Origin of the sequence: Dactylosporangium sp. NPDC049742, from assembly GCF_040674675.1 — a bacterium.
In the GTDB taxonomy this organism is placed as follows: Bacteria; Actinomycetota; Actinomycetes; order Mycobacteriales; family Micromonosporaceae; genus Dactylosporangium; species Dactylosporangium maewongense.
In genome coordinates, this window is sequence record NZ_JBFANF010000023.1 from 104,231 (window position 1) to 127,029 (window position 22,799).

25 protein-coding genes are annotated in these 22,799 nt (G+C 73.3%); 10 read left to right on the plus strand and 15 right to left on the minus strand.

Annotated elements, in window-relative coordinates:
- Positions 1 to 39: 39 nt before the first annotated feature.
- Positions 40 to 1,539: a nucleoside hydrolase-like domain-containing protein gene (locus AB0J72_RS26915; RefSeq protein WP_363403218.1), complete on the minus strand. Its 1,500-nt coding sequence runs from the start codon at positions 1,537 to 1,539 to the stop codon at positions 40 to 42.
- 210 nt (positions 1,540 to 1,749) lie between these two features.
- Between AB0J72_RS26915 and AB0J72_RS26920 the strand changes: the two genes are divergently transcribed.
- A complete protein-coding gene (locus AB0J72_RS26920; protein ID WP_363403220.1) occupies positions 1,750 to 1,947 on the plus strand; it encodes a hypothetical protein in 198 nt (65 codons plus the stop codon).
- On the opposite strand, the gene AB0J72_RS26925 is transcribed toward AB0J72_RS26920, so the two are convergent.
- The 6 genes from AB0J72_RS26925 to lysX all read right to left on the minus strand — a co-directional run bounded on the left by AB0J72_RS26925 (position 1,934) and on the right by lysX (position 8,874).
- Positions 1,934 to 2,206, minus strand: a complete 273-nt coding sequence (locus AB0J72_RS26925; protein ID WP_363403222.1) for a hypothetical protein — start codon at positions 2,204 to 2,206, stop codon at positions 1,934 to 1,936. The genes AB0J72_RS26920 and AB0J72_RS26925 overlap by 14 nt on opposite strands.
- A 118-nt stretch (positions 2,207 to 2,324) precedes the next feature.
- On the minus strand, positions 2,325 to 3,029 hold the full coding sequence (locus AB0J72_RS26930; RefSeq protein WP_363403224.1) for a hypothetical protein: 705 nt from the start codon (positions 3,027 to 3,029) through the stop codon (positions 2,325 to 2,327).
- A gap of 127 nt (positions 3,030 to 3,156) precedes the next feature.
- The gene (locus AB0J72_RS26935) at positions 3,157 to 4,332 is read right to left on the minus strand and encodes a cation:proton antiporter (protein ID WP_363403226.1); all 1,176 of its coding nucleotides are present in this window, start codon (positions 4,330 to 4,332) and stop codon (positions 3,157 to 3,159) included.
- A gap of 9 nt (positions 4,333 to 4,341) precedes the next feature.
- Complete coding sequence (locus tag AB0J72_RS26940) at positions 4,342 to 4,824, minus strand: cation:proton antiporter regulatory subunit (RefSeq protein WP_363403228.1); 483 nt, start codon at positions 4,822 to 4,824, stop codon at positions 4,342 to 4,344.
- 34 nt (positions 4,825 to 4,858) lie between these two features.
- Positions 4,859 to 5,590: an IclR family transcriptional regulator gene (locus AB0J72_RS26945; protein WP_363403230.1), complete on the minus strand. Its 732-nt coding sequence runs from the start codon at positions 5,588 to 5,590 to the stop codon at positions 4,859 to 4,861.
- Between the two features lie 29 nt (positions 5,591 to 5,619).
- Positions 5,620 to 8,874: a bifunctional lysylphosphatidylglycerol synthetase/lysine--tRNA ligase LysX gene (lysX, locus tag AB0J72_RS26950; protein ID WP_363403232.1), complete on the minus strand. Its 3,255-nt coding sequence runs from the start codon at positions 8,872 to 8,874 to the stop codon at positions 5,620 to 5,622.
- A gap of 56 nt (positions 8,875 to 8,930) precedes the next feature.
- Between lysX and AB0J72_RS26955 the strand changes: the two genes are divergently transcribed.
- Together AB0J72_RS26955 and AB0J72_RS26960 are read left to right on the plus strand one after the other, a co-directional pair.
- Complete coding sequence (locus tag AB0J72_RS26955) at positions 8,931 to 9,428, plus strand: hemerythrin domain-containing protein (protein ID WP_363403234.1); 498 nt, start codon at positions 8,931 to 8,933, stop codon at positions 9,426 to 9,428.
- 35 nt (positions 9,429 to 9,463) lie between these two features.
- Positions 9,464 to 10,171, plus strand: a complete 708-nt coding sequence (locus AB0J72_RS26960) for an SDR family oxidoreductase (RefSeq protein ID WP_363403236.1) — start codon at positions 9,464 to 9,466, stop codon at positions 10,169 to 10,171.
- On the opposite strand, the gene AB0J72_RS26965 is transcribed toward AB0J72_RS26960, so the two are convergent.
- The gene (locus AB0J72_RS26965; protein ID WP_363403238.1) at positions 10,160 to 10,921 is read right to left on the minus strand and encodes a UDP-galactose-lipid carrier transferase; all 762 of its coding nucleotides are present in this window, start codon (positions 10,919 to 10,921) and stop codon (positions 10,160 to 10,162) included. The two genes, AB0J72_RS26960 and AB0J72_RS26965, sit on opposite strands and share 12 nt — an antisense overlap.
- 105 nt (positions 10,922 to 11,026) lie before the next feature.
- Here AB0J72_RS26965 and AB0J72_RS26970 point away from each other — a divergent pair, with 105 nt between their 5' ends.
- Genes AB0J72_RS26970 through AB0J72_RS26980 form a run of 3 tightly spaced genes read left to right on the plus strand, consistent with a single transcriptional unit; the run spans position 11,027 to position 13,769 of the window.
- Positions 11,027 to 12,052 carry a YbhN family protein gene (locus AB0J72_RS26970; RefSeq protein ID WP_363403240.1) on the plus strand — a complete coding sequence of 342 codons (1,026 nt, stop codon included), beginning with the start codon at positions 11,027 to 11,029 and terminating at the stop codon, positions 12,050 to 12,052.
- A gap of 50 nt (positions 12,053 to 12,102) precedes the next feature.
- On the plus strand, positions 12,103 to 13,419 hold the full coding sequence (locus AB0J72_RS26975) for a DeoR/GlpR family DNA-binding transcription regulator (RefSeq protein WP_363403242.1): 1,317 nt from the start codon (positions 12,103 to 12,105) through the stop codon (positions 13,417 to 13,419).
- Positions 13,416 to 13,769: a DUF4406 domain-containing protein gene (locus AB0J72_RS26980; protein ID WP_363403244.1), complete on the plus strand. Its 354-nt coding sequence runs from the start codon at positions 13,416 to 13,418 to the stop codon at positions 13,767 to 13,769. The genes AB0J72_RS26975 and AB0J72_RS26980 overlap by 4 nt, the downstream gene beginning before the upstream one ends.
- A 93-nt stretch (positions 13,770 to 13,862) precedes the next feature.
- On the opposite strand, the gene AB0J72_RS26985 is transcribed toward AB0J72_RS26980, so the two are convergent.
- Together AB0J72_RS26985 and AB0J72_RS26990 are read right to left on the minus strand one after the other, a co-directional pair.
- Positions 13,863 to 14,348, minus strand: coding sequence for a Uma2 family endonuclease (locus tag AB0J72_RS26985; protein ID WP_363403246.1), 486 nt, complete (start codon positions 14,346 to 14,348; stop codon positions 13,863 to 13,865).
- 9 nt (positions 14,349 to 14,357) lie between these two features.
- Positions 14,358 to 15,095, minus strand: a complete 738-nt coding sequence (locus tag AB0J72_RS26990; protein ID WP_363403248.1) for a helix-turn-helix domain-containing protein — start codon at positions 15,093 to 15,095, stop codon at positions 14,358 to 14,360.
- A gap of 82 nt (positions 15,096 to 15,177) precedes the next feature.
- Here AB0J72_RS26990 and AB0J72_RS26995 point away from each other — a divergent pair, with 82 nt between their 5' ends.
- Positions 15,178 to 16,014, plus strand: coding sequence for a class I SAM-dependent methyltransferase (locus tag AB0J72_RS26995; protein ID WP_363403250.1), 837 nt, complete (start codon positions 15,178 to 15,180; stop codon positions 16,012 to 16,014).
- 15 nt (positions 16,015 to 16,029) lie between these two features.
- Here AB0J72_RS26995 and AB0J72_RS27000 read toward each other — a convergent pair whose 3' ends face one another.
- Positions 16,030 to 16,737: a DUF4386 domain-containing protein gene (locus AB0J72_RS27000; protein ID WP_363403252.1), complete on the minus strand. Its 708-nt coding sequence runs from the start codon at positions 16,735 to 16,737 to the stop codon at positions 16,030 to 16,032.
- Between the two features lie 165 nt (positions 16,738 to 16,902).
- Between AB0J72_RS27000 and AB0J72_RS27005 the strand changes: the two genes are divergently transcribed.
- Positions 16,903 to 18,018: a histidine kinase gene (locus AB0J72_RS27005; RefSeq protein ID WP_363403254.1), complete on the plus strand. Its 1,116-nt coding sequence runs from the start codon at positions 16,903 to 16,905 to the stop codon at positions 18,016 to 18,018.
- Positions 18,015 to 18,680, plus strand: coding sequence for a response regulator transcription factor (locus tag AB0J72_RS27010; RefSeq protein WP_363403256.1), 666 nt, complete (start codon positions 18,015 to 18,017; stop codon positions 18,678 to 18,680). The genes AB0J72_RS27005 and AB0J72_RS27010 overlap by 4 nt, the downstream gene beginning before the upstream one ends.
- Before the next feature lie 39 nt (positions 18,681 to 18,719).
- Here AB0J72_RS27010 and AB0J72_RS27015 read toward each other — a convergent pair whose 3' ends face one another.
- Genes AB0J72_RS27015 through AB0J72_RS27030 form a run of 4 tightly spaced genes read right to left on the minus strand, consistent with a single transcriptional unit; the run spans position 18,720 to position 21,495 of the window.
- Positions 18,720 to 19,136, minus strand: coding sequence for a DNA-binding protein (locus tag AB0J72_RS27015; RefSeq protein WP_363403258.1), 417 nt, complete (start codon positions 19,134 to 19,136; stop codon positions 18,720 to 18,722).
- A gap of 55 nt (positions 19,137 to 19,191) precedes the next feature.
- Complete coding sequence (locus AB0J72_RS27020; RefSeq protein WP_363403260.1) at positions 19,192 to 20,037, minus strand: fumarylacetoacetate hydrolase family protein; 846 nt, start codon at positions 20,035 to 20,037, stop codon at positions 19,192 to 19,194.
- Positions 20,038 to 20,071: 34 nt separating this feature from the next.
- Complete coding sequence (locus AB0J72_RS27025) at positions 20,072 to 20,758, minus strand: FadR/GntR family transcriptional regulator (RefSeq protein WP_363403262.1); 687 nt, start codon at positions 20,756 to 20,758, stop codon at positions 20,072 to 20,074.
- 35 nt (positions 20,759 to 20,793) lie between these two features.
- Positions 20,794 to 21,495, minus strand: a complete 702-nt coding sequence (locus tag AB0J72_RS27030; RefSeq protein WP_363403264.1) for a carbon-nitrogen hydrolase family protein — start codon at positions 21,493 to 21,495, stop codon at positions 20,794 to 20,796.
- 105 nt (positions 21,496 to 21,600) lie between these two features.
- Between AB0J72_RS27030 and AB0J72_RS27035 the strand changes: the two genes are divergently transcribed.
- Positions 21,601 to 22,773, plus strand: a complete 1,173-nt coding sequence (locus tag AB0J72_RS27035) for a hypothetical protein (protein WP_363403266.1) — start codon at positions 21,601 to 21,603, stop codon at positions 22,771 to 22,773.
- The last annotated feature ends 26 nt before the right edge of the window (positions 22,774 to 22,799 follow it).

A 22,799-nucleotide genomic window follows, 5' to 3' on the forward strand; every position in this document is an offset into this window, starting at 1 on the left:
CCCGGCGAGTGGGCCGGCCCTGAAGGCCCTGGAACCGTTCTACTTCACCGTGACGATGACCCGCTGGTAGTGCTTGAGCGCGGGGGTGCCGTTGTCGGTGACCTCGAGGACGAGGTGGATGGTGTCACCCGGCTTGGCGTCGGCGGGGACGGTGAACGACGTGGTCGCCGTGTCCGCACCGGCGAGCGCGATCGTGCCGGCGTAGGTGTCGGCGTCGGTGTACTCCCACCAGCGGTAGGTCAGGCTGTCGCCGTCCGGGTCCGAGCCGCGGCCGTGCAGGGTCAGCGTCTTGCCGGCCTTCGCCTGCAGGTCCAGGCCTTCGCGGACGGAGGCCACCGGGTTGTGGTTCGCGTCGCCGTACTTCGCGGCGACGCCCCAGTCGGCCCGCGCCGCGAAGTCGTTCTGCAGGTCGGCGACCCACCGGGTCTGCGGGTACGCCCGGTCGTTCGCGCCGGTGTTCGGGTTGACGTCGGTGGTGTCGATCCAGCCGGTGGCGTTCGTGGCGAACCGGCCGCCCCAGCCGCCGTACGTCGGGTTCTCCGACGAGCGCAGCCCGTTGAAGTCGAGCAGGTACATGAACGACGGGGAGTCGCCCTCGGAGATGAAGTCGTGCACGCCGTAGCTGAGGTTCTGCTCCGGCCGCCAGCGGTTGTTCTGGTCGTCGCCGGGGGTCGGCTTGCCGTCGCGGTAGGTGCGGTACTGCTCCAGCAGCGCGCCGTGCCCGGTCAGGAAGTTCTGCTCCATGTACGGCGCCCTGAGCGCGTACTGGTTGGCGGCCGGCACCTGGCGCGTCCAGAGGTAGGCGAAGCTCCAGAACTGGCTCTGGTTGTCGACGATCTTCATGTCGGGCCAGTTGGGCTTGATGTAGCCGTTGAGGGTCGAGTCCTGGTTCAGGATGTTGTAGATCACGACCTTCTGGCTGATCCGGCGCTGGATCTCCGGCCACCGGCGGTCGTTCTGGTACTGCTCCTGGATGGACTTCAGCGCCCGTGCGGTGGTGTTCAGGCCGCCCCACGACTGGATGTACAGCGGGCCGGGCCGGTCGTCGAGGATCACCTTCCGGATCAGCTCGGAGCCCTCGGTGACCTTGTCCATCTCGCTGACGTTGTCGATGTTTCCGATCTTGTACAGCGAGCGGAGCTTCGCGGGGCTCGGGTAGCCGTCCGCGTGCTTGCGCAGGTTCGGGTAGATCTGCTCGTACAGGTCGATGTAGTGGTTGAGCCACTCGGTGCCGGTCCAGCGGAACGGCTGCACGCCCGCACCGTCGCCGGCGTAGTGGTACTGCGAGCTCGAGTAGACGATGCCCTGGATGTCGAACTCGTTCGCGTAGTACAGGAAGCGGATGAACGAGTCCATGTCGTCCACCTCGCCGTCCTGCGAGACGATGATGCGCGGCTTGGTGACCGCCGAGCCTTGGGACTGCCGGCCCTGGGAGTCGCCGTCCTCGTCGGCGGCCAGGGCGGCGGTCGCGGCCGTGAGCGGCAGGGTCACTGCCAGGGCCGCGGCGACCAGGCACCTGCGGAGCGTTCGCGCTCGCATTGGCACGTTCCTTCCGGAGTCGGGCAGCCGCCATCGGCCCCCGTCGTGCTGGGGGCTGCCAGTAGGGAAGCGATCTCGTCTGAATAAATATTCAGACTCGCATTTATATCGAACAGCACCGTAACTGCGCCGTAACTTGAGAGTCAAGACCTCGGGCCCGCTCACGGCCGGGCGCCTCAGCGGCAGCTGTCCGGCACCACCCAGAACACCGTGCGGACCGCCGCGACCAGCGCCACCGACACCGGCATGGCCGGCGGGCAGACGTACACGTACCGCGTCTTCTCGTACCTGTCGGGCTGGACGTCCGCAGCGGCGACCGGCACGGTCGCGGTGGGCTGCGCCACGAACCTGCTGACCGACCCCGGCTTCGAGACCGGCTCCGACGCCGACGACGTCAGCCTCGCCTGACCCGCGGGCTCAGGTCGGCGGCCCGCGTGCCGACGATCGAGGGCATGACCGCTCCGCACGCCCGGCCCGCCTCCGCCACCGCGCGGTGGCCGCGACGGACGGACTGGCCGGCGCTGGTCCAGCCGGTCGCCGCGGGCGTGCTCGGCTTCGTGTTCAGCCTGCTCGCCGTGACCCTGGTGCCGCTGGCGCTGGGCTGGTCCTCGTCGGTGGTGCTCAGCGGGTCCATGCAGCCCGCGGTCGCGCCGGGCGACGTCGTCATCTGCGCACCGGTCGAGCCCGGCCGGCTCACCCCCGGTCGCGTCGTGCGCTTCCGGGATCCGGCCCGGGACGGTCGTGGACCGCCGCCCGGAGCAGCGATCCACGACCGTTCGGCCGGACTAGATGCACTTCTTGTTGTCGACGACGGTGAGACCGTCGACCAGGTTGCCGTAGCCCTCGTCGGTCGAGGCGCTCTCGACGGCCGTCAGCGTCACCCGGGTCATCGTCTGGTTGGAGCCCGTCTGGTACCAGCCGGACAGCCGCCGCCACGAGACGTCGGTCGCGGTGTTCATGTACGCGAAGGTCGAGCCGACCCCGTTGACGTTGCCGTTGTCGTTCTTCGGCGTGCGGCCGAAGTGGATCTGGGTGGCGTCGACGTCCTTGCCGTCGGAGGTGTCCCGGGCCCGGATCCAGAAGGACCAGTAGATCTTCGAGTTGGGCTTGGTCTTGATGTCCTGGTAGATCGAGTTGCCGGAGCCGGTCGCGTTGAGCTCGGCGAACTGGCTGCCGAAGCGGGCCGGCACGCCGTCCATGCCGCTCTTCCAGATCTCGATCTGGCCCTCCGGGTCGTCGGTGCGCCAGCCCGGCACGTCGTCCTCGTCGAACAGCATCCAGTCGGCGCCCTTGACCTTCGGCATCTCGAAGCCGCCGTCGGTCGTCAGCTCCTTGCAGGCCGCCGACGGCGCCTTCTTCGACGCGGTGGTGGCGTTGCCGAAGCCGCCGGGACCGCCGGCACCCGCGGCGGACGCCGGCGGCGCGCCGACGAGCGTCGCGAGCAGTGCGGCGGCGCCGACCGCGGGCAGCAGCTTGGTGTGCTTGAGCATGGTGATTCCCCCTGTCCGCCACGGCCGCGTTGCCGTGGCAACCTCCGCCGCAGAGCCAAACACGCTGACCTGGGCAAAGGCGGACAGTTAAGGGAAATTCCGTATTTCGGGCATACTTGTCGAGCCGTTATGTGGTCGCCGGTCGCTTGCGCTTGCGCAGGTAGAGCCGGGCGAGGGGCTCCGCCGCACGGGCCGCGAGCGGCCCCAGGATCGCCAGGATGAGCACGTACGCGGCGGCGAGCGGCCCGAGCTTCGCGTTGGTGCCGGCCGCGACCGCGAGCCCCGCGATGACGATGTTGAACTCGCCGTGCGGCAGCAGCGCGGCGCCGGCCCGGACCCGGCCGGTGATCGCCACCCCGGCCCGCCGGGCCGCGATCCACCCGGTCGCCATCTTCGACACGATCCCGGCGAGCGCGAGCAGCGCCGCGACGCCGAGCACCGGCGGCAGCGCCCGCGGGTCGGTCTGCAGGCCGAAGAAGACGAAGAACACGGCCGCGAACAGGTCCCGCAGCGGCGTCAGCAGCTCCCGTGCGGTGTGCGCCAGCGGCCCGGACAGCGCGATGCCGACGAGGAACGCCCCGACGGCCGCGGACACCTGCAGCAGCTCGGCCACGCCGGCGACGAGCACGGTCAGGCCGAGCACCTTGAGCAGCAGCACCTCGTCGCTGTCGGAGGCGACGAACCGCTCCACGATGTGCCCGAAGCGCAGCGCGACGAGGAGGATGGCGCTGATCGTGGCGGCGGCGATCGCGAGGGTCGCGGCGCCGCCGAGCAGGCCGACGCCGGCCAGCAGGGCGGTCAGGATCGGCAGGTACAGCGCCATCATCAGGTCCTCGAAGACCAGCAGCGACAGCACGACCGGGGTCTCGCGGTTGCCGAGCCAGCCGAGGTCGGCCAGGATCTTCGCGGTGATGCCGGAGGACGTCACGTACGTGATGCCGCCCATCGCGACCGCGGCGACCGGACCCCAGCCGAGGATGAGCGCGGCCGCGACGCCCGGCGCGGCGTTGAGCACGAGGTCGACGATGCCGGCGGGCGCGGAGGAGCGCAGGGTGCCGACGAGCTCGGGGGCGGTGTACTCCAGGCCGAGCGTGAACAGCAGCAGGATGACGCCGATCTCCGCGCCGGCGGAGATGAACTCGGTGCTGGTGGTCAGCGGCAGCACGCCGCCGGCGCCGAACGCGAGACCGGCCAGCAGGTACAGCGGGATAGGCGAGATCGAGAACCGCAGGGACAGGGCGCCGAGCAGGCCCAGTGCGAGGATGACCGCACCGAGCTCGATGAGGATCGTGTCGTGGTGCACCGGCGGCCCCTATCCGTCGGTGAGGAGCGTCGCGACGCCCTCGGTGCCGGCGGCGGTGCCCACCACGACGATCGTGTCGCCGGCGACCAGGCCGAAGTCGGGTCGCGGGCTCGCGTGCACGGTCCCGCCGCGCAGCACGGCGACGATCGAGGCGCCGGTGCGGGTGCGGGCCTGCGTGTCGCCGAGGGTGCGGCCGTCGTACGGCGAGCCCGGCGCCAGCACCAGCTGCTCGGTGACGAGGCCGGTCACCTGCCGCTGCAGCTCGGCGAGGTGCTCCACGATCCGCGCGGTGCCGAGGTATTCGGCGACCGTGTTGGACTCCTCCGCGGACATGGCCACGGAGACCACGCTGGTATCGGGGTCTTCCTTGTCGTAGATGACGAGGTCACGCCGCCCGCTGCGGTGGGAGACGATGCCGATCCGGCGGCCACGGGCGGTGGTCACCACGTGGCTCGTGCCGATGCCGGGGAGGTCGGTGCGCTCGACGTTCATACCCCATGGTACCGGAATTGGATCTATGTCATGGTCAGCGGCGCAACGCCTCGCCGAGCTCCTCGGTGGTGCGGACCAGGTTGGCGGCGATCTCGACGGCGTGGTCGTCGGTGAGCCGGGCGAGCGGCACGCTCACGCTGATCGCGTCGGTGGTGCCGGGCACGGCCGCCGCGACGCAGCCGACCCCCGGCTGGAACTGGCCGCGTTCGTACGCCCATCCGCGGGCCCTGGTCTCGGCCAGCTCCTCGAACAGCGCCGCCCGGTCGGCGACGGACTCGCTGGTGTGGGCCTCGAACCCCCCGAGATCCAGCAGCGCGACGACCCGCTCCCGGGGCAGCTCCGCGAGGACCGCCTTGCCGCTGGCGGAGGCGTAGGCGGGCATCCGCCGGCCGACGGCGGAGCCGGCCGTGTCCTGCGCCGGCTCCCGGCTCGCGATGCAGACGATGCCGGGCGGGTCGAGACGCACCAGGCGCACCGCCTCGTCGAGCCGGTCCCGCAGCTGCGTCAGCAGCGGCGCCGCGAGCCGGACGGTGCGGTCGGCCAGCAGATAGGCGCTGCCCGGTCGCAGCGCCACGACGCCGATGGCGTAGCTGTCGTCGGGCTCGGCGACAACCCAGCCGCGGTCCACGAGGCTGCGCAGCCGGCCCCGGAGCACGCCCTCCGGCAGCCCGAGCTGGCGCAGCAGCGACTCGAAGGTCACCCGGTCGGTGGCGGCGGACAGACGCTCGAGCACGTCGAGCGTCGGGCTTTCGTCAGTGACGCGCATCAGAACCACGTTTCCCCGCGCAGCGAGACTTAAACATTCCGGCCTGAACTGTTCTTCACGAGTGGGAATGGAAGGGTCTCACGGATCGTCCGGCCGGTCAGCATCATGACGAGCCGGTCGACGCCGAGGCCCAGCCCGCCGCTCGGCGGCATCGCGAACTCGAACGCGTCCAGGAAGTCCTCGTCCAGCGACATCGCCTCCGGGTCGCCGGCCGCCGCCCGCAACGACTGGGCCGTGAGCCGGGCGCGCAGCTCGACGGGGTCGACGAGCTCGGTGTACGCCGTGCCGAGCTCCATCCCGAACGCGACCAGGTCCCAGCGCTCGGCGAGGCGCGGGTCGTCGCGGTGCTGGCGGGTCAGCGGCGACACGTCGACGGGGAAGTCGGTGTAGAACGTCGGCCGGACCGTGGCGCCCTCGACCAGGTGCTCGTAGAGCTCGAGGACGAGCTGGCCGTGGGTCCACCCCTCCTGCCACCCGACGCCGTGCCGGTCCGCGACCGCCCGCAGGTCGTCGACGGAGGCGGCCGGCGTGACCGTCGCGTCCGCCGCCCGGGAGACCGCCTCGTACACCGGCACCACCGGCCACTCGTCCCGCAGGTCGACGACCTCGTCGCCACGGGTGAGCACGAACCCGGGGCCCGCTTCGGCGGCGGCGAGGATCAGCGAGCGGGCCAGGTCGCGCATCGTGGTGTAGTCGCCGTACGCCTCGTAGGCCTCCAGCATCGTGAACTCGGGGTTGTGGGTGGCGTCGACGCCCTCGTTGCGGAAGTTGCGGCCGATCTCGAAGACCCGCTCGACCCCGCCGACGGCGAGGCGCTTGAGGTACAGCTCGGGCGCGATCCGCAGGAAGAGCGCCATGTCGTAGGCGTTGGAGTGGGTCACGAACGGCCGGGCGTTGGCGCCGCCGTGCACCCGTTGCAGCACCGGCGTCTCCACCTCGACGAAGTCGCGGCCATGCAGGACGGCGCGCAGCGCGAAACCGACCGCGGAGCGCAGCCGCACCATGTCGCGGGGCGTCGAGTTGACGATCAGGTCGACGTGCCGCTGCCGGACCAGCGCCTCCGGGTCCGCGAGCCCGCGGTGCTTGTCCGGCAGGGGGCGCAGGCACTTGGCCGTCAGGCACCAACGGTCCGCCAGGACCGACAGCTCGCCGCGCTTCGTCGTGCCGACGACGCCGCCGACACCGACGTGGTCGCCGAGGTCGACCGTGGCCGCGAACGACGGGTCGCCGCTGATCATGACCTGCAGGTCGCCGGACCAGTCGCGCAGGGTGGCGAAGCACAGTGCGCCGTGGTCGCGCAGCCGCACCACCCGGCCGGCCACGCTGACCCGCTCGCCGGTGCTGGTGCCGGGCGGGAGGCCGGGGTGCGCCGCCCGGATCGCGGCGATCTCGTGGGTCCGGGCGAACCCCGGCGGATACGGGTCGACGCCGTCGCGGCGCAGCGCCTCGAGCTTGGCGAGCCGGACCCTGACCTGCTCCGGCCGCCGGTCCTGGACGGCGGGGGCGGGCTCGACCTCGATCAGCGCCCGCGGCGCCTCGCTGGAGACCGGCGTGCCCCGCCGCAGCAGGGTGCGCAGGTTGGGCACGACCAGGAACCCCTCGGCCGCCGCCGACGCGAGACCCACCTTCGCGAGGTCCCGGACGTCCTCGAAGCACAGGAACCGCGGCAGCCACTGCGGGTTGTACTTCACGTTGGAGCGGTACAGCGACTCCAGCTGGAACCAGCGGGACGCGAACAGCAGCAGCGTCCGCCACAGCCGCAGCACCGGCCCCGCGCCGATCCGCGCCCCCTCCTCGAACACGGCCCGGAACACGGCGAAGTTCAGCGACACCCGCTCGACACCGAGGCGCGGCGCCTCCCGCATCAGCGTCGCCACCATGTGCTCGACCAGGCCGTTGTCGCTGGCCCGGTCGCGGCGCATGAGATCGAGGGACAGCCCGTCGGCACCCCACGGCGTGAGCGACAGCAGCGCCACCTCCCGGCCGTCGCGGTTGTGCGCCTCGACGAGCACGCACTGGCCGTCGTTGGGGTCGCCGAGCCGGCCGAGCGCCATCGAGAAGCCGCGCTCGGTCTCCGTGTCGCGCCAGCGGGCGGCGAGCTCGATGATCCGCGCCATCTCCTGCGCGCCGATGTCGGCGTGCCGGCGGATCCGCACCGTGTAACCGGCCCGCTCGACCCGGTGCACCGCCTGGCGGACCTGCCGCAGCCGCGGCGCCTCGAGGTCGAAGTCGCGCACGTGCAGGATCGCCTCGTCGCCGAGCTGGATGACGCGCAGCCCGGCGCGGGCGTACGCGGTCGCGCCCTCCTCGCTCGCGCCCATCACCGCCGGGGTCCACGCGTAGTCGCGGGCCTCCCGCAGCCACGCCTCGATCGCCGGCGGCCACGCGTCGGGCTCGCCGAGCGGGTCGCCGCTGGCGAGGGAGACGCCGAAGACCACCCGGTACGTGACGGCGGCGCGCCCGGTGGGGGAGAACACGACCTCCTTGTCCCGGCGGGTCGCGAAGTAGCCGAGCGAGTCGCGGCGGCCGTGCGCGGCGAGCAGCTGCCGGACGCGCCGCTCCTCGTCGGCGTCCAGCGACGCGGTGGCCCGCTGCGAGCGCAGCAGCGCGAACAGGGCGGCGAACAGGGCGATCGCGCCGAACGCGCCGAGGATCAGGTTGACCCAGCCGGGGGCCCGGCCGTGCAGCCCCACGTCGAAGCCGAACGCTCCACCGAGGACGGTCTTGCCGCTGTACGCGAGGCGCCCCGCCCCCGGCCCGAGCGAGCCCGGGAACAGCTCGACCAGCCCCCAGCCGAGCAGCGTGAACGCGCTGATCAGCACGCCGAGGGTGGCGAGGGCCTTCGGCAGGCTGGCCCGCTGGACGCGGGCGGAGAACCCGCCACGGGCCAGCCACAGCAGCACCAGCAGCACGGAGGTGATGACGGCGTTGGCCAGGCCGGCCGCCGCGCCGTGCCACGGCAGCCGCAGCTCCCGCGCCTCCTCGCCGCGCTCGGCGCCGCCGAGCAGCACGAACACGTCGAACAGCAGCTGCGCGCCGAGGAACAGCGCCAGGATCCAGTAGATGACGCGCTTGCGGTTGTGCACGGCGGCGGCGAGGGTCGCCAGGATCGCGGCGTAGCCGAGGTTCGCGGGCGCCGGCAGCAGCAGCGCGTCGACGGTGACCCGCACGGGGTGGACCCGCGACCCGAGCGCCGCGGAGACCGCGGCGACGGCGCACAGGACGGCCACGGCCAGCAGCCCGCCGGCGAACCAGTCGGGAAGCCTCGCGCGCAGCGTGTTCATCGGGACATCATGGCTGAGCGCGTTTCGGAATTCGTCCCGCGGGTGATGATGCTTGCATGGAGGACATCACCGCGCTCATCCTCGACGACCACCACGCGTTCCGCCGCGGCTTCGCCCGCCTCGACGACGCCCGCGGCGAGGAGCAGCTTACCGCTGTGTGGGAGTCCCTGGCCCTCCACCTGGAGATCCACGCCGAGGCCGAGGAGCGGATCCTGTACCCGCACCTGCTCAAACGCTCCGACGACGCCGACGAGGAGACCGACGACGCGATCCGGGACCACAACAAGATCCGCGACGCGATCGAGGCGGCCCGCTCCCAGGCGGTCGGCTCCGACGGCTGGTGGAAGGCGGTGTGGGAGGCCCGCACCGAGAACAGCGAGCACCTCGCCGAGGAGGAGGACGAGGTGCTGCCCGACTTCCGCAAGCACGCCGACATGGACCTGCGGGTGTCGCTCGGCGCGCAGTGGCTCACGTTCTACGGCGAGCACCCGAGCGGCAAGGGCCTGACGTTCCGCGACAAGGACCCGCAGCAGTACATCCGCGAGCACAGCTAGGCATATCGGGTGCGTCGCGGGGGACCTACCCGCGCATGACAACTGTGCTGATCACCGGTGGCCTCACCGGCATCGGACGGGCCACCGCCGAGGCGTTCGCGGGCCAGGGCGCGGACGTGGTGGTCGCCGGCCGCCACGACGCCGAGCTGCCCGCCGGCGCCGTCTTCATGCACGCCGACGTGCGGCGCGAGGATGACGTCCGCCAGCTGGTCGACGACACCGTCACGCGCTTCGGCTCCCTCGACGTCGCGGTCAACAACGCCGGCACCGAGGGCACCCCGGGCGCCGTCGTGGAGCAGACCGCCGACACGTACGCCGCGACCTTCGACACCAACGTGCTCGGCACCCTGCTGAGCATGAAGCACGAGCTGCGGGTCATGGCCGAGCAGGGCCACGGCAGCATCGTCAACGTCTCGTCGGTGCTCGGCCACCAGGGCGCGCCCGGCTCGGCCGTCTACGTCGCCAGCAAGCACGCGGTCGACGGGCTCACCCGCTCGGCGGCCCTGGAGGCGGCCGGCACCGGCATCCGGGTCAACGCCGTCGCGCCGGGGCCGGTCCAGACGCCGATGCTGCAGCGGTACGAGACGTCCACCGGCTCGTCCGATCTGGTTTCGGGCGTCCCGCTCGGCCGGCCCGCCACCCCCGACGAGATCGCGAAGGCCGTGCTGTTCCTCGGCTCCGAGGCGTCCAGCTTCATGACCGGCGAGGTGATGTACGTCGACGGTGGCGCGTCAGCCCGGTAGTTCGAGCCCGTGGCGGTCCAGGGCCTCCTCGACCGCGGCGCACACCTGCTCCACCACGAGCACCCGGGCCGTGGGCTTGTCGTCGCCGGGGATGACGTGCCACGGCCCGGCCGGGTGGTCGGTGTGGGCCAGCATGTCCTCCACCGCCTGCTTGTACGCGGGCCGCTTCTCCCGGTTGCGCCAGTCCTCGTCGGTGAGCTTCCACGAGCGCAGCGGGTCGTCGCGCCGGCTCTGGAAGCGGCGCAGCTGCTCCTTGCCGGAGATGTGCATCCAGAACTTCACGATGACCATGCCCTCGGCGGCGAGCGTCCGCTCGAACTCGACGATCTCCTCGTAGGCGCGGCTCCACTGCTCCTCGGTCGCGAACTGCTCGACGCGTTCGACGAGGACCCGGCCATACCAGGACCGGTCCAGGACCGTCATCCCGCCCCAGCCCGGCAGCACCGGCCAGAACCGCCACAGGAAGTGGTGCCGCTTCTCGTCGTACGTCGGCGCCGCGAACTGCGCCACCCGCACGTGCCGCGGGTCGAGGTGGTCGACGAGCCGCTTGATCGAGCCGCCCTTGCCGGAGGCGTCCCAGCCCTCGAATATCACGCACAGTGGCGGTCCGAGCCGCGCCTTGTCGCCACCGATCTGCCCGCCGAGCGTCAGCCGGAGCCGCAGCAGCCGCTCCTGGGCCGCCGCGAGCCGGGGGCCCGCCTCCGATTTGGGCAACGTGTCGTGGAGGTCGACCTTCGACAGGCGCTTCATGGCCTCCAGCCTCGCATGGGTTCACCCTCCGTGCGTGACGAGCGCAACGCACTTCCTGTCGCCCATGTGGCCGCGCCGCAACCAAGGGATGGGACAGTACAGGGCATGAGCACGAAACGGGCGCTGCGGATCGCCGCGCTGCTCGTCGTGCTGGGTGTGGCCACGGTCACGCTCAAGGACAAGCTGCCCGACCCGGACCAGATCGCCGACACCATCGCCTCCGCGAGCCCCTGGTGGCTGGTCCTCGCCGCGGTGGCGGAGCTGGTCTCCCTGCGGCACTTCGCCCTCCAGCAGCGCCGCCTCCTCGCCGGTTTCGGGGTGCGGATGTCGGTGCCGCGGGCCGTCGCGGTCACCTTCACCCGCTCCGCGATCTCCTTCAGCCTGCCGGCCGGCTCGGCCGTGTCCGCGGGCTTCGCGTTCCGCCAGTTCCGCACCGCCGGCGCCACCCGCCGCACCGCCGGTGCCGTGGCCGTCCTGTCGTCCCTGCTGTCCGGTCTGGCGCTGCTGCTCATGTACGGCGCCGTCGTCCTCGTCCCGCACGGCGACGCCACCGGCACCGGCCACACGCTCGCGCTGGTCCTCACCCTGCTGGTCGGCGCCACCGTGGTGTTCGGCCTGGACTTCCTGCTCTTCCGCGGCCCGCTGCCGCCCGCGCCCGCGCTCGACGAGGAGCCGGCCGGCCGGGCGCCCGGCGGCCTGGTCGCGCGGGCCAGGGCGGCGGTCGCGCGCACCGTGGCCGACCTGCGCCGCCTGCCGCCCCGCTCCTGGGTGGTGTCGCTGGTGCACGCCACCGTCAACTGGGGCCTGGACTTCGCCTGCCTGGCCGCGACGGCCGCCGCGTTCGGCATCGACGTCAGCGTGGTCGCGCTGGCCACGGTGTACCTGACGGTGCAGCTGGTCCGGCAGGTGCCGATCAGCCCCGGCGGCATCGGCGTGGTGGAGGTCGCCCTGCTGGCCGGCCTGGTCTCGGCGGGCGCGCCGCAGGGTCCGGCCGCCGCCGCGATGCTCGTCTACCGGCTGCTGTCCTGCTGGATCATCATCCCGCTCGGCGCCCTCACGTACGCCGTCCTCCGCCGCCGCCCGGCGCCGGAGCCGTCCAAGGCCCCCCGCCAGCCGACCCCGGTCGCGTAAACCTCACACAGATCTTTCAAACTTCACAACGTCTTGTTAGATTCGGTGCCGTGCCCGCACCGGATCGACTCGACCTCACCCTGCGCCTCGTCCGTGGCAGCGGCCGGCTGACCCTGGCCGAGCTCGCCACCCGCCTCGGCGTCTCGGAGATGACCGTCCGCCGCGACCTCGACCAGCTGCAGGAGCAGGGCCTGGTCCGCCGGGTCCGCGGCGGCGCCGTCGCCCTGGACGTCCCGGTGGACGAGGCGGGCTTCGACGTCCGCGCCCAGTGGCAGTCGGCGACGAAGGCCCGCCTCGCCGCGGCCGCCGCCGACCTGATCGCCCCCGGCGGCACCGTCCTGCTCGACGCCGGCACCACGACCGCCGCGGTGGCCGCCGCCCTGGCCGCCCGCTTCGGCGCCGCCCCTTCCCCCTCGGGGCCGTTGACGGTGGCGGTGCTCAGCCTGCAGGCGGCGGTGCGGCTCGCCGACCAGCCCGGCATCAGGCTGCTCATCCTGGGCGGCGAGTCCCGCGCGGGGGAGCGCAGCCTGGTCGGCCCGCTCGCCCTGAGCGCCCTGGACCAGCTGCGCTTCGACACGTTCATCATGTCGATCGGCGCGGTCCATCACGACCTGGGCTGGTCCGAGTTCGACCTGGACGACGCCGCCGTGAAGCGCGCCGCCCTGCGCCGCGCCGGCCGGACCATCGTGGTCGCCGACGCCAGCAAGCTGGGCGTCCAGGCGTTCGCCCGGGTCGCCCCACTCTCCGCCGCCGACATCTTCGTCACGTCCACCGCCGCCCCACCGGCCGCCACCTCCAGCGCCACTGGGACCGGCGGTGCTTCGGGCGCCGCCACTCGGGCCGGCGTTGCTGCGGGCGACGATCCTTCAGTCAGCGTCACTTCGGCCGGTGGCCCTTCCGGCGGCGCCACTCCGGCCGGCGGTGCTCCGGGCAGCGCCACTCTGGTTGGCAGTGCTCCGGGCGGCGCCACTCTGGTTGGCGGTGTTCCGGGCGGCGGTCCTTCCATCAGCGCCACTTCGGCCGGCGGCCCTTCCGGCGGCGCCACCCCGACCGGTGGTGGTCCGGGCGGCGCCATTCTGTTTGGCGGTGTTCCGGGCGGCGGTCCTTCCATCAGCGCCACTTCGGGCGCCGCCACTCCGGCCGGCGGTCCGTCCCGCAGCGCCACTTCGGCCGGTGCCACTCCTGACAACGCCACTCCTGGCAACGCCACTCCTGGCAACGCCACACCTGACGGCGGTGCCGCCTACGGCAGTGCCGCTTCCCACGGCGCCGCCGCGACGGACGCCGCGGCCGAGACGCTCGCAGCGCTGCGGGCGGCCGGCGTTGACGTCATCACCACCGACAACCCTGAGGAGTTCCCGTCATGATGATCCTGGTAGCCGGCCCGTACCGCTCGGGCACCGGCGACGACCCCACCAAGCTCCAGGCCAACGTCGACGCCATGAACGACGCAGCCGTCACCCTCTTCCGCGGCGGCCACCTCCCCGTCACCGGCGAGGCCCTCGCCCTGCCCCTCATCGAGCGCGCCGGCTCCACCACCGTCGGCGACCCCGTCTTCGACGAGATCTTCCACCCGATCTCCGCCCGCCTCCTCACCCACTGTGACGCCGTCCTGCGCATCGGCGGCCCCTCCACCGGCGCCGACGAGATGGTCGCCCAGGCCCGCACCGAGGGCAAACCCGTCTACACCACCGTCACCGAGGTCCCCGCGGCATGACCCCCGGCCGCTGGGCCGGCCCGAGCCGGACCGCTCGCCCCCGACCCCACGGCAACAGGGCAGCGGGGTCGAGGGTGACCGCCAAGGGCTCGGTCAGCGTGAGCGCCTCGCCCGGTCCCGCCTTGCGTCCTCGACGTAGCGGCCGCCGTCGAGCCGGTGCAGCCTGAGCGTCACCGCGCCCGGCGGCTCCTGTTCGGCGAGGAGATACCAGGCGATGCCCGCCTCCGCGTAACACCGCATCTTGACCACGAGGTCCGACTGGGTGTTGTCGCGTGCCACGACCTCGGCGACAAGGGTCAGTTGCCGGGCCTCCAGCACCTGCTCGTCATCGTCGGCCGTGTCCGCCACGATCACATCGGGGATGACGATCCGGCCGGGGCGCAGCCGGACGTTCACTGCCTTCAGTGCGAACAGGCCGGCTGCCTCGGCTGGACCGTCGAGCGCGCTCGCCAGCAGTGACGACACCCGCTGGTGACTGTTGTTCAGCAGGGGGCCCGTCACCAACCTCCCATCGAGGAGCTCCACCCGGTCCAGGGTCGGATCGAGTGCGAGGAACTCCTCTTCCGACATCATCGTCATCATATCATCTTATGCCGACAGCTCCTCGGGGGCGAGCGGCGAGACGGGGAGGCCCACGGGGCGGGCGGGGCGGTCCGGGCGGGGGACGGCGGCGAAGGAGATGAGTTTGAACCAGGCGGGCACGTCGCGGCGCAGGTCGGGCGGGCCCTGGATGGTGACGGCGCCGGAGCGCAGGGCGTCGGACCAGTCCAGGTCGCCGAGCCAGACCTCGACCATGCTGCGCAGGTCGGCGGTCACGTGCACGGCCACGTCGAAGCCGGGGTCGGCGTCGCACACGTCCGCTTCGGTGGGGGTGAGGACGAGCCACCACTTGCGCAGCGAGGCGGCGACGGCCGGGAACTCGAACTGGATGACGGTCCGGCCGGAGGGGAGGGCGTCGTGGTCGACCCGGCGGTGCATGTCCCACAGCAGGATCTTCGGGTCGAGGTCCTGCTCGCCGAGGTGGCCGATCCAGCGGATGCCCCACTCGCCGAGCGCGGCGACGATCGGGGCGAGCTCCTGGCCGGCGGGGGTGAGGCGGTAGCGGACCTCGACGCCTGACTTGTGGCGTTCGGCGACGCCGGCGGCGACCAGGTGCTGGAGGCGCTTCGACAGCAGCGTCGGGGACATGCGGGGCAGGCCGCGGCGCAGGTCGTTGAAGTGCCGGTCGCCGCCGACGAGCTCGCGGACGACGAGCAGGGTCCAGCGCTCGTCGAGCAGCTCCATGGTCTTGGCCACCGGGCAGAACTGGTAGTACGACGCTCCCATGTGCGCACCGTAATGTCGGCTCGGCGACTAGTACAGATCCTGTACTGGTGACGCCCCGGCGGCGATTCCTACGGTCGAGGACATGCAGATCACAGACATGACCGCCGACCAGGCGTTGAAGAGCAAGCACCGGGCGATGTGGGCGACGGGCGACTACGCGGCGGTCGCCGCGGACGTGATCCCGGCGCTCGGGCCCGTCCTTTCCGAGGCCGTGGCCGCCGGGCCCGGGCAGCGGATTCTCGATGTGGCCGCGGGTTCGGGCAACGCGGCGATCCCGGCCGCGCGGGCCGGCGCCGGCGTGGTCGCCACCGACCTCACCCCCGAGCTGCTGGAGATCGGCGAGGGGCTGGCCGGCCGGCACGGCGTCACCCTCGAGTGGCAGGCCGCCGACGCGGAGGCGCTGCCGTTCGCGGCGGGCGCGTTCGACACCGTGATGTCGTGCGTCGGGGTCATGTTCGCCCCGCACCACCAGGTGTGCGCCGACGAGATCGTCCGCGTGCTGCGGCCGGGCGGGACGATCGGGCTGGTCAACTGGACGCCGCAGGGCTTCATCGGGCAGATGTTCGCGACGATGAAGCCCTACGCGCCGCCCCCGCCGCCCGGCGCCCAGCCGCCGCCGCTGTGGGGCGACGAGGCCCACGTCCGCGCCCTGTTCGGCGACCGCGTCACCGGCGTCGTGGCGCAGCGGCGGACGCTGCCCGTGACGGTGTTCCCGACCGCGGAGGCGTTCCTGGAGTTCTTCAAGCGCACGTACGGCCCGACGATCGCCGTCTACGCCGCGAACTCCGGCGACCCGGCGGCGCTCGCCGCGCTGGACGAGGCGCTGCTGGACCTGGCCCGGCGCCACGACCTCGGCGGCGGCGCGATGGAGTGGGAGTACCTGCTGTTCACCGCCCGCACCGGGGCCGCCGGCGAGTAGCCCCCGGGGCCCGGCTCAGCGCACGCCGCGGACCAGGAGCAGGACGCCGGTGGTCATCTCGAAGACGAACATCGGCGCGTACAGGGCGGGGTTGACGACCGCGGTCGCCTCCGGGAACGCGATCGTGACGAGGCTGCCCGCGGCGAGCAGCGCGGACGCCGCGACGCCGAGCCCGGCCAGCCACCGCGGCACGTACCGCGACCGGTACAGCAGATAGGCGAAGACCGTCGAGCCGAGTCCGAGGAAGACCAGGCCGATGCTGTACCCGACGGCGTGGGCGCTGGTGGCCACCCAGGCCAGCGCCGCCGCCTGGTCCGGGTCCAGCGCCCGCACCTCGTCGCCGCCGCTGACGAGCTGGAGCACGACGGTGTTCGTCAACGTGTACGCGGCGAGCACCGCCACCTGCGCCAACCGCCAGAACGCGCCCAGCGCCGCCAGCGGCCAGCTGATTTTGCGCAGCAGCACGAAGTACGCCACGGCCAGCGCCGCGTCGCCGACGTCGCAGAGCAGGTCCACGGCGGCGCCGACCCGCAGCAGCCGTTCGTGGTCGAGGAAGCGCTGGGCGGTGTCGTCCGCGCCGGGGAACGTGCCCGGCACGTAGATCTGAGCGAACACGCCGGCCGCCATCAGCACGAGGTACAGGGCCCCGATGACCCGCGCGGCCCGCCGCTGCGCGGTGTCGACGGGCTGGGTCGTCTCAGTCGTCTCAACGGTGTCAGTCATGCCCGACAGGGTGTCCGCGCGGGCGCCGGGGTCGCGTCGGTCCAGCGGCGGTGTCCGGGCTGCGCCCACCGTCGTACGCCGCCGCCCGGCTACGCCGTACGGAGTACCCCGGAGACCTCCGGACGGAGACGGCGCTGGATGCCCGGGCTGACCTACAGTGCTCGCATGACCCTGAAGAGCCAGGGTCCGGGGCGGCGGTCCGCGCCCGGCCTGGCGCTGTTCACCGCGGCCGCGCAGGTGCTCGGCACGGCCCTGCTCGCCCAGGGCCGGCCGGGGCCCGCCGGCTACACCCTGCTGGTCCTCGGCGGGTTCGCGCTGGCCGACCGGCACCGCTTCCCCCGGCGCAACTTCGTCGTCGTGGTCGCGTTCGCCGTGGCGTACCACGTGCTGTGGCCGCCGGTCGGGGTGACGCTCCTGGCACCGGTGTTCGCCGCGTCGGCGGCGCTCGTGGCGGGTCACCGGATCCTGGTCTGGGCGGCCGCGCCGGGCGCGTACGCCGTCTGGGCGGTCCTCGGCCCCGGGGCGGCGGACCGGTTGCTCCTCGGCGCGGCCGTCGTTGCCGGCCTGGGCCTGGCCGCCGAGGCCGTGACGCTGGCCGCCCGGCCGGTCGTCCGGGCGCTCCGCGAGCGGCGGCGCCTCGCCGAGGAGCGGGAGCGCCGGCAGGCCAGCGAGGCCCGCCTGCGCATCGCCGCCGAGCTGCACGACGTGCTCGGCCACCACCTGTCCCTGATCAACGTGCGGGCGGGCGTCGGGCTGCACCTGATGGACCGCGAGCCGGAGCAGGCCCGCAGCGCGCTCGACACGATCCGTCAGGCCAGCGCGGAGGCGCTGGGCGAGGTGCAGTCGGTCCTCGACTCGCTCTACCCGGACGGTCAGGCGGCCCCCCGCGCGCCGGCGCCGGGGCTGGACCGCCTCGACGGGCTCACCGCCGACGCCGGCCTGCCGGTGCGCACCGTCGTGGACGGTGAGGTCCGGGCGCTGCCCGCGCGCACCGACCGGGCGGCGTACCGCATCGTGCAGGAGGCGCTGACGAACGTCCGCCGCCACGCCGGTCCCGGCGCCGCCGCGACCGTCACGCTCGGGTACGAGCCGGCCGCCCTGGTCATCCGGGTCGACGACGACGGCGGCGGCGCGGCGCCGGCCCACACCCCGGCGCGACCCGGCAACGGGATCACGGGCATGCGGGAGCGGGCCGCCACGCTCGGCGGCACGCTGAGCGCCGGGCCCGCCCCGGAGGGCGGCTGGCGGGTCCAGGCGAGCCTTCCCCTGGAGGCGGCATGATCCGGGTGGTGCTCGCCGACGACCAGACCCTGGTCCGGGTCGGGTTCCGGGCGCTGCTCGACGCGGAGCCGGACATCGAGGTCGTCGGTGAGGCGGGCGACGGCGCGCACGCGGTGCGCCTGGCCCGCCAGACCCGCCCCGACGTGGTGCTCATGGACATCCGGATGCCGGGTGTCGACGGCCTGGCGGCGACCCGGCAGATCGTCGCGGACCCGGCGCTCGCCGCGGTGCGCATCCTCGTGCTCACCACGTTCGAGCTGGACGAGTACGTGGCCGAGGCCCTGCGGTCCGGCGCGGCCGGGTTCCTGGTGAAGCACACCGACCTGGCCGAGCTGGTCCGGGGTGTGCGCGTCGTCGCGGCCGGCGACGGGCTGCTCTCGCCGGGCGTGACCCGCCGGGTCATCGAGCGGTTCGCGGCCCGCACCGCCGGCCCGGCGTCGCCGCAGCGGCTGGCCGAGCTCACCGACCGGGAGCGGGAGGTCGTCGCGCTGGCCGGTCAGGGCCTGTCCAACGACGAGATCGCCGCCCGGCTGACGGTGAGCCCGGCGACCGCGAAGACCCACGTGTCGCGCGCGATGGTGAAGCTCGGCGCGCGCGACCGTGCGCAGCTCGTGGTCTTCGCCTACGAGGCGGGCCTGGTCCGCCCCGGCTGGCTCGACTGAGCCGGCTCCTGTTCGCGTGCGCCGGCTCGGTGATGACGATCATGTCGTCGGGTCGCTCCGGGCCTCCAGCCGTTCGAAGCGCTGCCGGGCCGCCTGCGGGGTGCCCAGGCCGAGGCTCAGCGCGATGTCCTGCCAGGTCATCGCGCGGGCGCGGGCGGTCTTGAGCAGGTACAGCTCCGTGGCGTCCACTTCCGCCCGCACCTCGGGCAGCAGGGTCAGCGCCGCGACCAGGTCGGACCTGTCCAGCGCGGGCTCGCCCGGGGCCGGCGGGATCGACCCGGCGGCCATCGCCGCGGCGACGCGGACCACCTCGTGCGGGGCGGCGACGTCCGCGTGGGTATGCCGCGAGCGCAGCTCGGGCGATGCGGCGTGGCGCTCGGTGAGGTGGGCCAGCGCGGCGTAGACCCGCTCCGCGCGCCGTGCCCCGGGGTCGGGGAAGGTCAGCATCTCCGTCATACCTCCGGAGCATGCCAGCTCAACAATCCGTTTTCAACAGATTGTTGAAAACGGATTATTCAAACTGGACGAGGCGCTGGCGCTGGCGGCCCAGGCCGTCGATCTCCAGCTCCATCACGTCGCCGGCGCGCAGGTACGGCTGGCCGGGCAGGCCCATCGCCACCCCGGCCGGGGTGCCGGTGTTCACGATGTCGCCGGGGCGCAGCACCATGAACTGGCTCAGGTACCAGACGACGTGCGGCACGTCGAAGATCATGTCGCCGGCCAGCTCGTCCTGGCGGGGCTCGCCGTTGACCCACGACCGCAGGCGCAGCTCGGGCACGGTCAGGCCGTCGGCGGGCACGAGCCAGGGGCCCAGCGGGTTGAACGTCTCGCACGACTTGCCCTTGTCCCACTGGCCGCCGCGCTCCAGCTGGAACTCGCGCTCGGAGACGTCGTTGCTGATGGCGTAGCCGGCGATGTGCGAGGCGGCGTCGGCGGGGCTGTCGAGGTAGCGCGCCTCGCGGCCGATGACCACCGCGAGCTCCACCTCGTAGTCGGTCTTGACGCTGTTGCGCGGGATGCGCACGTCGTCGTCGGGGCCGACGACCGTGTCGGCCGCCTTCATGAACACGACCGGCTCGGCGGGCGGCTCGGCGCCGGACTCCGCGGCGTGCGCGCGGTAGTTGAGCCCGATGCAGACGACCTTGCCGGGCCGGGCGACCGGCGCGCCCCGGCGGAGGTCCTGCTCGGGGAGCACGGGCAGGGTGTCGAGGGCGTCGCGGACGCGGGCGATCCCGTCGGCCGCGAGGAACGCGCCGTCGATGTCGGCGGTCAGCCCCTCGAGGCTCCGCGCGCGGCCCTCGGCGTCGAGCACCACGGGTCGTTCGGCACCGGAGGGTCCAAGCCGGGCAAGTCTCATGGGCTGCTACGGTACGAGCGAAGTGGCCAAGTGGTCAAGCCAATCCTTGCCGCTCGCGGGCGACGGCCGCGATCCGCTCCAGGTGCGCCGTCATGGCCCGGCGCGCGGCGTCGGGGTCGCGCGCCTCCACGGCCGCGACGATGGCCTCGTGGTCCTCGGCCGTCCGCCCGTGTACGCCGGGCCGCCCCGACGTCATGGACCGGCTCGACCGGCCGAGGCCGGACAGGGACTCCAGCATCGCGGCGAGCAGCGCGTTGCCCGACGCGCCGGCGATCAGCCGGTGCAGCAGCACGTCGGCCTCGACCTGGTCCTCGCCGAGGATCGCCGCCCGCATGGCCGCGACCTGCTCGCCGGTGGCCCGCTGTGCGGCGAGGCCGGCCAGGGCCGGCTCGAGCAGCAGGCGCGCCTCGAACAGCTCCTCCACGGTGCGCTCGTTGAGCGCCATCACGAAGCGCATCGGCTCCAGCAGCGCCGCCGTGGACAGCCCCGCGACGAACGTGCCCGCGCCGTGCCGGCTCTCCAGGATGTTGAGCCCGACGAGCGCCCGGATCGTCTCGCGCAGCGTCGGCCGGCTGATCCCGAGCAGCTCGCTGAGCTCGCGCTCCGGCGGCAGCCGCTGCCCCGGCGCGAGCCGCCCGTCGACGATCATCTGCTGGATGGCGCGCACCGCCCCCGTCGCCGCCGAGGTGCGCTCCACCTTCGCGAACTCCGCGCCGCTCACCCCGCCCACGCTACGGCAGCCCCCGCGCTGGGGTGCTACGGCAGGGTGGTGACGGCGAACGTGCCGGGGTCGGCGCCGGTCCGGGCGACCGCGGTGCCGTCCGGGGACCAGATCGTCGAGTGGCCGGCGGTCTCGGCGTAGCCGTCGCCGGTCGGGCCGGCGAAGCTGGCGAGCGCGACCCACACCCCGTGCGCCTTGGCGATGCGGGCGCCCCGGCAGTCCTGCTCGGCGAGCTCGTCGGCGGACATGCACATGGCGGCGGCGTAGACGTCGATGCCGAGGGCGGCCGTGCGGGCCTGGTGCTCCGGGACCGAGGTGTCCTTGCAGACGGCGAGGCCCAGCCGGTAGCCGTCGACGGTGACGACGGCGGGTCCGTCGGCGGGCCGGAAGCGGCGCTGCTCGGAGGTGCCCAGGTGCACCTTGCGGTAGGCGACGGTGACCGTGCCGGCGACGCCGTCCACGGCCAGGACCGCGATGTGCGGGCCGCCGGCGCCGTCGACCGGCGCGCCGGCCAGGGCGAGCGTGCCCGTGTCCTGGCAGGCGTCGAGGAGCGGGGACAGGGCGGGGTGGTCCACCGGCACCACGTCGGCGTCGAGCTCATAGCCCGTCAGCGACAGCTCGGGGAAGACGACGACCCGCGCGCCCGCCGCGTGGACCACCGCCGCGTGGGTGGCGGCGTTGGCGGCCACGTCAAAGGCGTCGCACTCCGGCTGTGCGACGGCGACGATCAGAGGCATCCGTGAATCTTACGTGCTGGGCGGCCGTCCCCGAGGACCGGCCGCACCAGGGTCACCCGCCGGCAACATCTTGACGTTCATCGATGTCGATGGTTGGCTGCGAGGGTGCTGAACCGCTGGTTCCCCGCCCTCGCGGCGCTTGCGCTCCTGACCGTCGCCACGCCCGCGCACGCCACCCCGGGGCAGCCGGAGGTGTCCGCGGACCCGTCCAACGCCTGGAGCGCCGAGCTGCGCGCCGTCGGCGGCGACGACGTCAACGTCGCCTGGACCGGCGCCGCGCTGCGGCTCGCCGACCCGTCCACCGCGCCGGGCGGGCAGCGGGCGCCGGTGGCGCAGGGCATGCTGCTCACCGCCGCGCACACCCTCGCCACGCCCGCGAACCTGGTCACGGCCGCCGTCGCCGGATCGGCGGACGTCGAGTACCGCGGCCGGCGCGGCGACCAGTGGACCGAGTGGCAGACGGCAGGCACCCCGCTCAAGGAGACCGTCGGCGTCGTCGAGGTGCGGGTGGTCCTGACCGGGGCGGCAGCCGTGACCGCCGTGCGGCTGGCGGCCTCCAGCGCGCCCGCCGCGACCGGGCTCGCCGCCGTCGGCAACGTCTACCGGGTGTACGCGACCCGCGAAGGGCTCGTCGGCGGCACCACCGCGAACGGCCACGTCATCACCAGCCGGGACCACTTCGTGGCGCTGCCGTCGCGGCGCGGCCTGTCGCCGAAGGGCACCGGCGACTACACCGTGCGGGTCTGCACGACCAGCGGCGCGCGGTGCGAGTTCGCCCCCGTCTGGGACGTCGGCCCGTGGAACACCACCGACGACTACTGGAACCCGCCGGCGACCCGCCAGTCGTGGAAGGACCTCCCGCAGGGCCGGCCCGAGGCGCAGGCGGCGTACCAGAACGGCTACAACGGCGGGAAGGACCAGTTCGGCCGCACCGTCGCCAACCCCGCGGGCATCGACCTCGGCGACGGCGTCTTCTGGGACGGGCTGCAGCTGACGAACAACGCGTGGGTCGACGTCGCCTACCTGTGGACCGCCGGCGGGCCGCGCGGCGTCATCGGCAGCGGGCCGCTGAACATCCGGGCCGGCGCCGGCTCGAGCTTCGCGAGCAAGGGCTACGCCGCGACCTACGCCCAGGTGCCGATCGAGTGCTGGGTGACCGGCCAGTCGATCGCCGGGCCTTACGGCACGACGACCCGCTGGGACCGCGTCGGCGCCGGGCAGTACGTCAGCCACGCGTACATCTCCTCGACGTCGGGCGGAGCGGCGCCCGCCTGCTGAATCCGTGCATTGACCGCACCGAATGC